The organism is Flavobacterium kochi, from assembly GCF_048286715.1.
GTDB lineage: Bacteria > Bacteroidota > Bacteroidia > Flavobacteriales > Flavobacteriaceae > Flavobacterium.
On sequence record NZ_JBLVPW010000036.1, the window covers coordinates 1 to 14,288 of the forward strand.

At 36.4% G+C, this 14,288-nt stretch carries 14 protein-coding genes; 9 read left to right on the forward strand and 5 right to left on the reverse strand.

The annotated features are described in order from the left end of the window. Nucleotides 1-647: 647 nt before the first annotated feature. The 3 genes from ACNQGH_RS20025 to ACNQGH_RS20035 form a co-directional block, all read right to left on the reverse strand. Nucleotides 648-1,469 (reverse strand): polysaccharide deacetylase family protein, encoded by an 822-nt coding sequence (locus ACNQGH_RS20025; protein WP_417957787.1) that lies wholly within the window; start codon nt 1,467-1,469, stop codon nt 648-650. Nucleotides 1,470-1,490: 21 nt separating this feature from the next. Further along, the gene (locus ACNQGH_RS20030; protein WP_417957788.1) at nt 1,491-2,603 is read right to left on the reverse strand and encodes a glycosyltransferase; all 1,113 of its coding nucleotides are present in this window, start codon (nt 2,601-2,603) and stop codon (nt 1,491-1,493) included. A gap of 90 nt (nt 2,604-2,693) precedes the next feature. Next, a complete protein-coding gene (locus ACNQGH_RS20035) occupies nt 2,694-3,170 on the reverse strand; it encodes a WaaS/CpsH family glycosyltransferase (RefSeq protein ID WP_470303889.1) in 477 nt (158 codons plus the stop codon). A 1,113-nt stretch (nt 3,171-4,283) separates the two neighbouring features. Between ACNQGH_RS20035 and ACNQGH_RS20040 the strand changes: the two genes are divergently transcribed. The 8 genes from ACNQGH_RS20040 to ACNQGH_RS20075 are packed head-to-tail and all read left to right on the forward strand — an operon-like array spanning nt 4,284 to nt 9,454. Further along, a complete protein-coding gene (locus ACNQGH_RS20040) occupies nt 4,284-4,679 on the forward strand; it encodes a single-stranded DNA-binding protein (protein WP_417957791.1) in 396 nt (131 codons plus the stop codon). A 37-nt stretch (nt 4,680-4,716) separates the two neighbouring features. Next, nucleotides 4,717-5,781 carry a DUF932 domain-containing protein gene (locus ACNQGH_RS20045; protein ID WP_417957792.1) on the forward strand — a complete coding sequence of 355 codons (1,065 nt, stop codon included), beginning with the start codon at nt 4,717-4,719 and terminating at the stop codon, nt 5,779-5,781. Nucleotides 5,782-5,830: 49 nt separating this feature from the next. Next, entirely contained in the window at nt 5,831-6,031 is a 201-nt protein-coding gene (locus ACNQGH_RS20050) for a hypothetical protein (RefSeq protein ID WP_417957793.1), read from the forward strand. An 11-nt stretch (nt 6,032-6,042) separates the two neighbouring features. After that, entirely contained in the window at nt 6,043-6,582 is a 540-nt protein-coding gene (locus tag ACNQGH_RS20055) for a prtrc system protein e (RefSeq protein WP_417957794.1), read from the forward strand. After that, complete coding sequence (locus ACNQGH_RS20060; RefSeq protein ID WP_417957795.1) at nt 6,576-6,794, forward strand: PRTRC system protein C; 219 nt, start codon at nt 6,576-6,578, stop codon at nt 6,792-6,794. Before ACNQGH_RS20055 ends, ACNQGH_RS20060 begins: the two co-directional genes overlap by 7 nt. A gap of 55 nt (nt 6,795-6,849) precedes the next feature. Then, nucleotides 6,850-7,941, forward strand: coding sequence for a hypothetical protein (locus ACNQGH_RS20065; RefSeq protein ID WP_417957796.1), 1,092 nt, complete (start codon nt 6,850-6,852; stop codon nt 7,939-7,941). Next, nucleotides 7,938-8,654, forward strand: coding sequence for a PRTRC system protein B (locus ACNQGH_RS20070; protein ID WP_417957797.1), 717 nt, complete (start codon nt 7,938-7,940; stop codon nt 8,652-8,654). The genes ACNQGH_RS20065 and ACNQGH_RS20070 overlap by 4 nt, the downstream gene beginning before the upstream one ends. Next, nucleotides 8,651-9,454, forward strand: coding sequence for a PRTRC system ThiF family protein (locus ACNQGH_RS20075; RefSeq protein WP_417957798.1), 804 nt, complete (start codon nt 8,651-8,653; stop codon nt 9,452-9,454). The genes ACNQGH_RS20070 and ACNQGH_RS20075 overlap by 4 nt, the downstream gene beginning before the upstream one ends. Nucleotides 9,455-10,211: 757 nt before the next feature. Here the strand turns inward: ACNQGH_RS20075 and ACNQGH_RS20080 are convergent. Both ACNQGH_RS20080 and ACNQGH_RS20085 read right to left on the reverse strand, forming a co-directional pair. After that, entirely contained in the window at nt 10,212-11,609 is a 1,398-nt protein-coding gene (locus tag ACNQGH_RS20080) for a di-heme oxidoreductase family protein (protein WP_417957799.1), read from the reverse strand. A gap of 67 nt (nt 11,610-11,676) precedes the next feature. Further along, nucleotides 11,677-12,837 carry an imelysin family protein gene (locus tag ACNQGH_RS20085; RefSeq protein ID WP_417957800.1) on the reverse strand — a complete coding sequence of 387 codons (1,161 nt, stop codon included), beginning with the start codon at nt 12,835-12,837 and terminating at the stop codon, nt 11,677-11,679. Between the two features lie 156 nt (nt 12,838-12,993). Between ACNQGH_RS20085 and ACNQGH_RS20090 the strand changes: the two genes are divergently transcribed. Further along, nucleotides 12,994-14,223 (forward strand): DUF4856 domain-containing protein, encoded by a 1,230-nt coding sequence (locus tag ACNQGH_RS20090; protein ID WP_417957801.1) that lies wholly within the window; start codon nt 12,994-12,996, stop codon nt 14,221-14,223. Nucleotides 14,224-14,288: the final 65 nt, after the last annotated feature.

The window sequence follows — 14,288 nt, forward strand, 5'->3', positions numbered from 1 at the left end:
CAAACGAATGATGAAAAACTCAAACATTTCATTTGAAGAATTAGGTATAACTTAAAAACAACTGAATAGATGGTTTCTCTGAAGAATTAGGCAATGTATTATTGGGAAAATCAGTATATTATATAATTCCTTATAATAAGTTAGATAGAATGGGTGTCCCGTTTGCCTCGGAATACCCAATATTGAAAGACCTAACGAGAGTTTATCTGGTAACAGCTTACTTTTTGTAACACTTTGGGTTTATTTACATATCTATTTTGAATCTGCTACGAGAATGTTAAGCGGAATTGAAGTGTATATATGTTAAGAAAGAAGCAGATGATTAATTCTGGCATAACTATGCTTGAATCATTCTGTCAACTGACTGCTTAAATTAGGGAATGAGAGCTGAGTTAGTTTTTATCTGATAGATGCGACAGAACCACAAATACAAACTATCGAAAAACTCCGAAATACCTAATTAAAAGACTAGAAGTAGGTTTTTAGCGAGTTTTAATTGGAGTCGAAGTAAATAAAACACAGTATGAAAGAAAGAGCTGAAAGTTTCAGTTGGAAAGCTGCTGCTGTCTCCTATTTGAAAGTTTATGGGAATTATTTTTTTTAACCAAACCGATATTTTTTATAACTTAATAGTTTGTCGCAAGTCCCTAAAATATTTTTTTTCTTCCAAAAATTACTTTATTTTTAAAATTTTCCATTGAATCTGTACCTCTAATATCAATACGCTGGACTTCGTAACTATTTTTCAAAGGAAAAATATTGATTCTGTTTCCAATTCGAAGTCCATATTTAATCCCATACTTCTTTAACAATTCAAAAAACAGCTTCTGATTGACGCCTTTTTTTCTATAATATCCACCATAAGTATAAGCCAACGCAGGAAAGACTTTTAATTGTTCTTTTTTGATAATTTCTTGGCATAATTGCAAATCTTTCTCGATTTCCTCAAAAGTTAATTCAGCATAATTATCATGTTTAAAGGTATGATATCCTAACTCAATATGTGAACCAATTTCTAATAACTGTTGCTTATTCATCAACTTCATATTCTCATTGACATATTTTCCGTTCCAATCAACATCTTGTCCTATTCTGCCCAAAACCATAAAGCAAACTGCTTTAAAATTATAGTGTTGTAACAAAGGGTACAACTCCGTATAATTATCTAAAAACCCATCGTCAAAGGTAAGAACAACCGTTTTTGGAGCCAAATTCTGTTTTTTGTTTTTCAGTTCATCAATTTCCGACATCCAAAGAGTCGTATAATTATTCCTTTTTAAATATTCAAATTGTTTAATTATTTTCTCTTTGCTAATTGTTATCTGATCTTCAAAACCATTTATAGAAATGGAATGATATTCTAAAATTCTAATTTTTGCTGAAGGGAAATAAAACAATTTAAATTGAAAATTTAGAACAATGATAAAAACAAATAAGATTAAAAACAATATCGTTATTATATAAATCATGGCATATTTTTTTTACCGTAATTAAATCAAATTAGTATTAATTGCTTCATTCAAAACATCTAAAATCTTTGTGCCTATTATTAAACGTGTCGAAGTAGTCATCAAAAATTCATACCCATTGTTTTTGAATTTATCTTGCATAGCATTGTTCTCAATTAAAATTTCAACTTTATTGGCAAAATCCATTGGATTTCCAGCTTCAGCTAATAAACCTGTCACATTATCTAATAAGACTGTTGGGATTCCACCAGCTCTGGCAGCTACAACTGGTACATTACACGCATAACTTTCCAATATTACGCCACCTGTCGCTTCACTTTTAGAGGTAAATAAAAACAAATCAAATTCTGGGAGACATTTATGAATATCATCTCTAAAACCTGCAAAAATAATTTCGTTCTCTAGTCCCTTTAATTTAACATAATTCTTGATTTCGAGTTCTAATGATCCTTCACCAATCAAAATATATTTTGCTTTTAATCCTCTTCGATACAATTCTTCTACGGTGTTGACCCAAGTATAATGATCCTTGACTTTACAAAATGCCGAAACATTTCCAATTATTTTATACTCCAACGGTATATTAAATTCTGTATGAAGGAATCCCCTTTTTTTATTATAAACAAACCGCTCCGTATCAACAACACTTCCTATAACCGTCATTGAATCATGATTTTTTATGGAAGGTTTAAGTATATCCAACACAGAATCCGATATGCATATAATTTTTTTAATGCCTTTGAAATTGTATTTATATTTTCTAAAAAAATTAGTCCCAATGTTTTTAATTAAAGTTCTGCACAATACCATGGGAATTTTTAAACCAAAAAAAATAGCGGATAAAACACTAATGGTGTGTGCTTTACTATTATGGATCATTATTACATCCGATCCATGTTCTATTACAATTTTTCTAAATTTTTTAGCAAATCTAAGGTCATATTCCGATTTAAAATCAAATGTTTGGACTCTTAAATTTCTTTCTGTCGCCACTTTATAAATCTCAGAATCGGTTGCACATACAATCAATTGATTTTCAACAAATCCATTATCCCTAAAAGATTCATAAATATCTATAATCATTTGTTCATGACCTCGCCAGACATTTGAAGTTGTAAAATGTAATACTCTCATTTGGAAGTCATTTATTGTGCGAATATAATTAATTTTAACATTACTAATTGATTATGTCAAAATTAAAAACTTAAAAAGAGTCTAAAAATTTTATGAATCATAATCGATTCCAAAAACCTGTAAAATCCAATTTTCCAATTTATATCTTTCAAGAATTTCAGGAACTATTTCAAGATATTTTGTTTCGAGAAAACCAAGTGGAATTTCATAATTTTTATCAGAAATTAAAAAAATATTATTCTCATTATAAAAATCCTGCGCAACAATATCCTGATTAGTAGTAATTAATTTTCTCTTGTAGCCTAAGGCCTCAAAAATACGTAAGCTCAATCCGTATTGATTTTCCTTTTGAATATTGACAAAAAATAAACTGCTGGCAATTATTTTTTTAACATCACTAATAGGTAAGTATTCAGTAATAATTTCTATATTTTTAAGGTCAAATATTTTGTCTTTTTTAATTATAAACCGAAAAGAAATAGAATTTTCGGATAAATAGTTGGCCACATTCTCTAAAAAAGGGAATCTTCTATCATAGGAAGAAATAGTAAAAACTTTGTTGACAATTGCATTGTTTTGAAATTGTCATAAATATAATTGGTTAAAAATTGAAATTTATATTTCTCAATATCTTTTTTGTCATATAAACTGTATCAAAAAAAGACAACGTCTTTTTTTAGTTTTTAAAATTTTCGATACCATCAAATAAAAACAGATCATTACTAATGATTTTTTTCTTAAAAGAACCAACGCTTTTCTCTCGAGTTTATCAGGTCTTATAATTAAAGTTTAATCAAATGAATTTCTTTGAGAATTGATTTTATAATAAAATTTGTTTTATTCTGTTCTTTCACACTCGGGAAGCAGCCCATTTTTAATACGAAATTAGAAATTTTATAAAATATATTTTTATAAGAAAAGGAGGTGCTATCAACATTAATATAAGTCAAATCAACCTTCTCTGATTCATAGTCAGAAAGAACATTTCCGTTAAAAGGAACAAGGGCAATCAAGCGGTCTCTCTCCGGTCGTTCTCTTTGTTCAGTTCTGCAGCTCCAGTCTGTCGTCGGCAGAAAAAGCCTTCTTCCTCCATTCCGCAGACACTACGCAGCACAATAAAAATAGCAGCTTGAAAAATAAGTAGCTTTTTTTATTGGGCCGCTTCGTTCCTCATCTTCATACGTTCTCTACCCTTCGGTCGGCAGGGCTACTACATCCACAATACCGCTTCATTCCGTTTCACTCCGCAGGCTAGGCTCCACTGCATTCCAGCCGTATTATGTCTGTCGCCCTTTATTTTTTCAGCGGTTGTGCCTTCGCACAGCTATTGGGGTTGGCTCCGTTAGCTCTTTGCCCTAAATCAAGGAACACCAAAGGCTACCTTCAATTTTTTTTCGCCTTTTCACGCTCGCAGTAGAATTGTATTCCAATTAAATTCTATTAAGAAGTTTTAATCAGATTTCCACTCGAAACGGACTAAAAGGGCAGCTAAGATAGTGTCCGTCGTATGCTGCACGCGCATAATGGCTGCGCCACCCTTCGGGACTTATAGCGCTCCGCATTCTTAGTCCACTTATTTCTTGCTTTCTTTTTTCCCGTTTTTTCGTTTTGAAAAGATTTTTTGCGGAGCGCAGGGTTAAAGACAAAGTAAATAATAGCAATCATTAAAAATTAAAAATTATGGAAATTACAGGTAGAATTACAGCAGATTCAGTCGTTCATAAAGTGAGCAACGACAAACAGGTGGTCAATTTTAGTATTGCCATCAATGACAATTACAAACCCAAAGGAAGTACCGAGGTAAAAGAAGTAGTTACCTATATCAATTGTTCCTATTGGTTAAATGCAAAGACAGCCGAGTGCCTTAAAAAAGGAGCACTTGTACAATTATTTGGGCGTATCGGGTTGAATGTGTATAGCAACCACGAAGGTAAACCAATAGGTAGCCTTACGTTTCACACCAATAACATCAAAATTTTGGCTTTTGCAAAAAAAACGCAGCAGACAGAAAACAGTATAACATCTTCGGTAGTACAGGCAAAGAAATCGGAAACAGCAGATGACCTGCCTTTTTAATCCAAACAATATACTAATCACTTAAATTTTTAACATCATGGCACACAATATAAATTACAACGAGCAAACAGAGAAACACAGTTTTTTCAGCGTAAAGGAAAAAGCTTGGCACAATCTAGGGCAAATAATTTCGGATTATCCCACAAGTGCAGAAGCAATCAAATTCGCAGGATTGGATTATGAAGTAGAAAAACGCAAGTTATTTACGTCCTGTTCAGAGGAAATCAATTTGACTAGTGAAACCATTCACAACAAAATTGAAGTACCAAATTATTTCAGCACCGTACGCACTGATAATGATGCCGTGTTGGGCGTAGTGGGTAAAGACTACCAAATTGTACAAAACAGGGATGCCTTTTCTTTTTTCGACAGTATCGTGGGTGGTGACGGGATTTTATACGAAACCGCAGGAGCTTTAGGTAATAATGGAGAACGCATCTTTATAACAGCGAAATTGCCTGATTACATTCGTGTGGGGAATGACGATTTAATTGAAAAATATCTTTTCCTTTCTACCTCACATGATGGAAGCGGAAGCATAACCGTCGCATTTACACCAATTCGCATCGTATGCGCCAATACCCTTAATGCCGCAATGAACAACAAAACCAATACGGTACGCATTCGTCATACCTCCAATGCCAAACAACGTTTGGAACAGGCTCACAAAGTTATGGGGATATCCGACATGTTATCGGAACAGATGGAAACCATTTTCAACCATTGGATAAAAGTACCCATTACGGACAGCGAGGTGAAAAAACTGATACAGTCTGCTCTAGTTCCCAATAAGGAAGTATTGAAATCCATACAGGAGGGTAGGGAAGAGGAACTCTCAACCTGTTTTACCAACATGGTAGAAAGTGCCTACGAATATGCCATGAGCGACCCTACACAATTGATGGATACGACAAAAGGAACGGTATTCGGAGCGTACAATGCCGTGACTGGGTATTTTCAAAATGTTAGAAATTATAAAGATGATGAAGCTAAACTAACCTCTCTTTTGATGGGTGGTACAGGTCAGATACGTACACAGTCGGCTTTTAATCTTTGTTTGGAATTTGCCAATAAAGGTTCGGACGCTTTAATTCTTAATTAACCAATCAGGACAGGCGCATATCCTGCCTGTCCTTTTAAATCCTTGCACCATGATACAAGTAGAAGATAAAGACGGAAAAAACATAACCGTTACCAATTTACCCGAAGCGGTACAACAGGCAGACTATTTCAGACAGCTCTCCCATACTGACAAAGCCTTTAAGCGGTTTGACCACGAACGCCAAGCCTATTGGCAAGACCTTTATGAGAAATTAGTAAAAATTAGTGATTTAGATGAAAACACAAACTAAATAGTAAAACCATGGAAGGCAATTTTTTTAAATCTATTCTAGCCTTGCAGGTAGCAGGAAACTGGAAAATAAACATAGCCAAAGAAGATACGGACAGGCTCATTGTATCTGTATTGTTTTTTAATGACAACATCGGTGATGATGCCCGCAAAAAAGTACCGCCTATTTTGCTCAAAGGCACGGCAGAGGAACTAGACGAGGGATTTTTTAAGGCTATTGAACAGCCTGTCAAAGAAACCGAACAACTCTTTGCTAATATGGAGCAGTTCCTTAAAGAAAAGGAACAGGCAAAAATCGCTTCCCAAATGGAGAAAGATAACGTTCTCAAGATGGGTAAAGAAAAAATCGAAATGCAGAAAAAGTACGAGGAAGCTATGAAAAAAGCAGACGAACTCGAAACAGCAGGAAAATTCAAGGAAGCGTGGATGAAAGTGCCACAGGCTGACCTTTATCCCGAATACAAAGACATCATTCACACACGCAAAGCGGAACTTTCAGATAAGTTTCCTATTGACCTTTTCAACGACCCTAATACTTCAGCACCATGTTAACAGCTACCACATTAGAGCGCATTTTTACTTTCAGGGACAAGGAACAGGACATTAAACTCGCTGACCCGTCGCCATCATTCAGTCCCGAAGCGGTTTTGAACTTTTATGCGCAAACCTATCCCATCTTAACTACGGCAACGATTGAGGGACCCGTGATAAATGACGATGCAGTGCAGTACAAATTTGTTTCACAAATCGGCACAAAAGGATAACCATGAAAACGAAAACCCTAACAGGCAGTATCAGACTGCCCAAAAACAAAAAGCTATGGAGACTATATCAGCAACTAGGCACATGGGCAGAAAACGCAGACAGATTGCCCGATGCACAGGAGATAAAAAAGAACAGGAACAGTTCCGCGCCTTTGGAACTGTTACCGATGGTTTTTTAAGACATCAATTTTTGCCCTTGCTCGAACAGGGCAAAAAACTGCCTGACCCGACACAGACGAAAACAGGATTTTTTAATTCGTTTGTTATCTTGACAGAGGTATATGGTTTTGAGGTAATGGATGTAGAAAACAAACCCTATCCGTACAATATCCTGTTGACGCATTCATACGTTCAAAAGCAACTCAGAAAATCGGGGCAAGATATTGAGTTATCAATAGTGCAAGACGACAAGGGGACTGTAAAACTGGCAACCAACCACTCATATAGTACAGGCAATACGCTGTATTATATTCCTGTGTTGCCCTTATACCGACTGTTACAGTACAAAAAACAAAAACAAACCGCCGAACTATTGCTGTCAGTATTTGCCTATTTGTACCATATTGCAGGGATTCCGTATTACAGGGAAAACAATAGTTATCTTTTTTATCAGTACGAATGTATGGAGGAATGGCTCATAGATGATTTGGAAAGTGAAGAAACAAAAGAAGACAGTAGTGCAATTTCAGAATTTAATGAAGCCATTTATTATGGGGATATAATGCTCCGTAAAATATACAACCCGTATCATCTGAATTGTTTTAAACAGCGAATAGACCGCTACAGATCAAGCACGTCTTTTCAAAAAGATTGTTTTGCAATGGCAGAAAAAGCATTGGCATTACTGCTCGAATATCCTGACTATACTATTTTTCACAATACCTCCAGTCGGGAATTTGAATATGATGACGGGGTCATCAAAGCAGAACAGTATATTTCTTTCATAGCTGACAGCGAAGGACAACTATATGACAATATCGCCCGTGTGGTCAATGACGAGTTCAATGAATGCTCCGAAATGGAAGAACCTACTTTACTACAAATCTACGATACCGAAAACCAACCATCCAACAAAGGATTGGATTTTGAATACAGGCTATTTCCTTTACTAAACGATTTATGTACCCTTTTAAATAATTTGCCATGAAAGATATAACAGCAACATTCGGAACATTGTACAATCCTGTAAAAGCCTTTGTGGTTTATCAGAAAAATACTGCCGACAAGACCATTTATGTAGAAGCCTATGATATGGATAAAAATGGCTGTCCCATCAATGCACACCCATTAAGTCTAAGGGAAAGTACCCAACTTGCCAATGCCTTAGATACTTCCGACGAACTAAAACGCAATTTTTTAAAACCGTCAGGATTGTTGCCAAAAAATGTGCTGTTCATCAATCCCGACCATGACGGATATGCGGTTTGGCACACACCATCGCAAAGGGTTGATTTATTTTTTGTGGACGGTTTAGCCATTCCAAATGGTAAAGTATCTATGCCGCCCTTGGTTTGGAAAGCATCCAAAAACACCCTGTGGATTTACGCAATGGATTCCGACAAAGAGATAAACGAACAAACCGCCTTAGCCCATGCGCCCTTTTTTAATTTATATACAGATGGTAAGGTTTGTATGGGTACTGTATCGATTAGTATAAAGACGGATTGTCTTTTGGAGGAGTTCATACAACAATGGGAACAGTATTTTTTCAACAGTTATTTCAGTCATCTGATTGGAGATGCAAGTCCTGTAAAAGGAAACATCATTCAATTGTGGCAGAACCTTGTATTTAACGGAAAGCCTTTTCCCATGAAATCCTTACTTAAAAATGGTTTAACAATTAAAAATTTGCTATCATGAACACGCAAAAAGCCATGCACTATACAGATAATTACCTGATAAATCCAACCAATCCTGTAACGGTAAACCTTATTGGAGCAGGAGGGACAGGAAGCAGAATGCTCACAGAATTGGCAAGAATGAACCACAGTCTTATTACTTTGGGACATGCAGGATTACAGGTCATTTTATATGACGATGATATGGTAACCACAGCCAATCAAGGGAGACAGCTCTTTGCTGATGCTGAGGTGGGACTGCCCAAAGCCGTGGCACTCATTAACCGCACGAACCGCTTTTTTGGAACGAACTGGAAAGCGGTTACAGAGCAGTTCAGTACTGTTAATCTAAAATCCCTACCCAACCGTGGCAAAGCAAACATTTACATCAGTTGTGTCGATACCGTTTGGGCACGTTTTGACATTGCAACAGCCTTGATGAATGGCATAACATACAGCAATTGGGAACGAAATAAATCTTTATATTGGCTGGATATAGGCAATGCCCGAAATACAGGCCAGGCTCTACTGTCCACTATAGGAGGAATCAAACAGCCGAATTCAAATCTGTACAGGACTGTCTCCAATCTTCCTATGGTTACGGAAGAATTTAAGGAACAACTCGAAGCGCAGACCGATAACAATGAGCCGAGTTGCTCACTTGCCGAGGCATTGGAAAAACAGGATTTGTTTATTAATTCAGCGCTTGCCAATATGGGAGCATCGTTGTTATGGAAGTTGTTCCGTGAGGGCATGACTGCACAAAGAGGATTCTTTTTAAATCTTGCCAATTTTAAATCAGAGCCTATACTGGTGGACTGATGCCCGCCGCCCCGCAATTCCTCTTCCTTTCGTCAGGGAATTGCGGGGCGCTCTAAGCGGTCTCTCTTCGGTCATTCTCTTTGTTCCGTTCGGCAGCTCCAGTCAGTCGTCGGCAGAAAAAGCCTCCTTCCTCCATTCCGCAGACACTACGCAGCACAATAAAAATAGCAGTCCGCCGAAGAGGCTGGATAGCTATTTTTATTGCGCCGCTTCGTTCCTCATCTTCACACGTTCTCTATCCTACGTTCGGCGGGGCTACTACATCCACAATACCGCTTCATTCCGTTACACTCCGCAGGCTACGCTCCACTAGATTCCAGCAGTATCATGTCTGCCACCCCTTGTTGTTTCAGCGGTTGCTCCTTCGCCCAGCCATCGGGGTTGGCTCCGTTAGCACTTTGCTCTAAATCAAGGAACGCCACAGGCTGCCTTATATTTTTTCCCCGCCGTTTCACGCTCACAGTACTTCTCTCCACTCCGTAAACTACCTTCCGTTCCCGTCCCGAGGTGGCTGTCCGATTGCCGCAACACAGCCACGTCGCTCCTCGAAAAATAATAATTCCGCTATCGTTACAACTATTATTTTCTGCGGTGCTTAGGGGTGTTTGATTGCCGATTTCATAAGAACGCTCCAAAAAAAAGGATCACAAGAACGCTCGACTTCGAAAAAAGATATAAAAATTATGTGGTGCCGAGCAAAGCGAGGACATCATTTTAAATCCGAAGCCATGCCAAATTTCGTTATCAAAACGCATCATTACAATGAATTAATAAAACTCAACAAATCATTTCTGTCTTTTCCAGAAAGTTGTTTGTATTTATTTTTGGCGTTTTGACCTTCACCACCATGCCATAAAATAGCTTCCTCGATATTTTTTGCTCTTCCGTCGTGCAATAAATTAGTATGGCCATTTACCGTATTTATTAAACCGATTCCCCACAAGGGTGGTGTTCTCCATTCATTGCCCGTAGCTAAGAAATCTGGTGTATTGTCTGATAATTCCGAACCCATATCGTGCAATAGTAAATCCGTAAATGGGCGAATGGTTTGGTTACGTAAAGCTGTAATTGGATGTGTATTTCCTGTTAGGATTTTAGGAATATGACAACTTGTACAACCTATAGTTTCAAATGTTTTTTTTCCTTTCAATACATTTTGATCGGAATAATTTCTCCGTGCCGGAACTGCTAAAGTACTAGAATATAAAGCTACTCGGTTAAAATTTAAATCTGAAATCTCCGGTAACCCACCATTTGGAATTGAACTTGCATCAACACCGGTAGGCACATTTTCATTAGGAAACAAACTAGTGGTTATACCCATGTCACCTAGAAAAGCACCTGCTACCTGCTGACGAACACTGGGTTGATTTGCTTTCCATCCAAAACGGCCTAGTTTCTGGCTATTGGTAGCTACATCGTAAACATAGTTTGCTTTTCCTGAAACACCATCACTATTATTATTAGTTGCAAAACTTAAAATTGTGTTTTCAGGAATCGCTTCCAAAAGTCCAAGACCAATCATTTGGTTTGCTATTCTTGGTGAAACTTGTACATTGTTTGACAATAAACCATAACCCAAATTATTGATTTGATAGATTGGTTTTTGCAAGATTACGGTAGTTCCATCTGCAAAAGTTTCGGTGATGGATTGATAAGTAATCACATATTTGCCCTCTGCGGTCTGTCCAAGAATGGTATTGTCTTGTAATTGTCCTCCATAAATTGGATCGGGTAGTGAACCCCCATTACTGTTTGTGCCGGGAATACTTAACCTTAGTAGTAAACCGTGACCAAGTTCACCATCAAATAAGGGAGCCCTCCCTCTTCCGTCTTTAAAATGACAACTGGCGCAAGCTATTGCATTAAAAAAGGGCCCCAAACCATCTCTTGCAGTCGTAGAAGAGGGTGCAGAAACCCAACTTTGTCTAAAAAAAGAGTTTCCGATACCAAAATCAGATTGTTCGTCGAATGTCAAATTGGGAGCAAAAAAGCCAAAAGCTTCTTCCGAAGTGTTAAAAACAGTAGTTTCTCCGCCAGAATATTGTTCTCTCTCTTCCGGAGCTAAGGTTATATATTCATCATCATTATTATTGGCACAACTAAAGAGTTGAAAGCAAATTAAAAAAGCGAGACCTTTAAGAGTGTTCTTCATTTTATTAAATAGAAAAAAGTGTCCAGTTAAAAAGGACACTTTGATTAAACTTGAATTTACTGATTCATTAATTTACTGTGATACCAATTTTTGAAGCACCGGCCAGTAAATTAGAGCCAAAATCTTTCAGCTGTAAAACTGCAACTCTAACTTTTGCTCCTTCGGTTGATGATAAACCACCTGAAATAGCTAAATCGAAAGGCGTTAATATCGCATTAACTTTAGTCACAGCTGCATTTAATGATACATCTGTGCTGTTGTATATATCTGTGTTAGCTTGTTTTACCAAATCTTCTAATGATGCTCCATCAACAGTTCCGTAATTCCCTTTATATATGTTGATTACTCCCTGAAGGTTTAAAGCGATATCTCTATGTGTATTATCACTGAAACAAGAATGTTCGTCTTCCTGATCTGCATTTCCCAGTGCAACATCCATACGTTCTACCGGTAATTCTGCAGAAACAAGTGTTGTTATTCCCAAATAAATATTTCTAATAGCAACATCATCAGCTAGTGCAAAGAAGGTGGTTCTATAGGTTCCGCCAACTTTCCATTGGTTTACTAAATACTCTAAATTATCTGTTAATAGATCAGCACAAGCATTCAAATAAGCGGCTCTTCTGGTCTGGTTTGAATTTGTTCCGCCAACAACATAATCGGTATATGCTCTTAATCCTGCTTGTTTTGCTGAAGGTACCGTTAAATCTTGTCCCCAGAGTAAAAATTCTATAGCGTGATATCCGACACTTATATTTTTTTCTCCCCCTTGCTCATTCAAGCCCTCTAAGACAGCTTTATTAATTGTTGGGAATGTAGCTAAATCATTAATTATTCCTGCATTTGTTGCGCCTTGAACATAATCAACATAATTTTCATCCAGTGGCCAAGAATTCATTAATCCTTCAGGACCATCCGCATTATCAATTGGTCCATCCGCAAAACGAAAGGCTTCGGTAGTACCATAACTTTCTCTTGCAGCTTTCCATTTACTTTTAGCATTTGCAAAATTTGCTTCGGTAGGAGTGGCGGTAAATGTATTAATTGCTGTTTCTAATATTACTGCATCATCAAAAGCCTTCTTATAATTTGCCAAGGCAATATTTGCGTAGTTTTCAACAACTTGTTTTTTTGTAACAGTAGAACTATTGGAATCATCATTATTACAAGAAATAATTAAAATTCCTGATAATAAAAGCAGTGATACAGTTAGAAAATTTTTTTTCATAGTATTTTTATTTAGAATAATTAAATTTAAGCAAAAATATAAAGTTTTGTTAAGTCTCCAAATTTTATTTAGAATAAATTTAAATAAAAATTTGTTTTTTGTAATCTTGATTATATATTTGCAGAAATTATTTTAATTCAATCTAAATTAGCCAAAATGGACTTTAAAAAATTATCTTTTTCCGCATTACCAATTTTATTATTAGCTCTTGCTTCTTGTTCAAATGATGATACACCAGCGGAAGAAACTTTCAATTATACCGTGCCAGCAACTTATACATTCGAAAGAAACGCGGTAACTTCTGTTGATTATTCAGGGCAATCAAGCCGTTTATTAATGCTTGATGAAATGGGGAACTATTTTAAAACAGCAGCAACAAACGGAACCGTGGCTGATGATGCAGTATTATCTGAAATGTATACCAATACCAATAACCGTTTTACAGGTGCAGGTTTAAATGCTTCAGGAAAGCAATTAAAAGATAAAACGGCAGCTTCAAAAGATTATTTTTCATTATATCTTGGTGGTGGTTCAATTGCTGAACAAGTAAGTGTTCGTGATTTATTTGAAACCCAATTCGACAATGCTGATGCTGCCAGTCAAGGAGCAACAGCTTCTGCAGGTGTTGCCGGTGTTTATTTAGATGGTACTAGCAAACGATTACTTGCTGCAAATGGATTAGAGCCGCAACAAGTATTATTAAAAGGAATGATGGGTGCTTGCTTTATGGATCAAATAGCTAACAATTATTTAAGTGTAAACAAGTTAGACGAAGGTACAAATAAAGCCAATAATACCGCTAAAGTATTAGAAGCTGGTAAATCCTATACAACAATGGAACACAATTGGGATGAAGCTTATGGTTATATTTATGGTGGAGATAATTTAACTGTTACGCCAAATGTTTTCAAATTTTGGAGTAGCTATATCAATCAAGTTAATGCCGATGCTGATTTTAATACCCTTAAAGCTGATATTGATTTGGCTTTTCGTAAAGGTAGAGCAGCAATTGTTGCCAATGATTATAAAGTTCGTGATGCACAAATTGATGTTATAAAAGCAAAATTAGCAATGATTCCTGCAGTTAGAGCAGTGTTTTATTTGCAAGAAGGAAAAGGTAAATTAGCAATCGATAATGGAGCAAAAGCTTTTCATGCTTTGTCAGAAGGTTATGGTTTTATCATGTCATTAAGATATACAAATAAACCAGGAACAAATAGTCCTTATTTTACAAAAGCAGAAGTGGATACAATGTTGGCTTCTTTAGTAAGTGGAACGAATGGTTTGTGGGCTATCAATACCTTGGGAGCAAAACTAGATGCAATATCTACACAAATTGCCACAAAATTTGGTTTTACAGTTGCTCAAGCTGCAACCGTAAATTAATTCAATAAAAAACAAAGCAAGAGAAATTAACTTCTCTTGCTTTTTGTACTTTTGCATAAATTTTT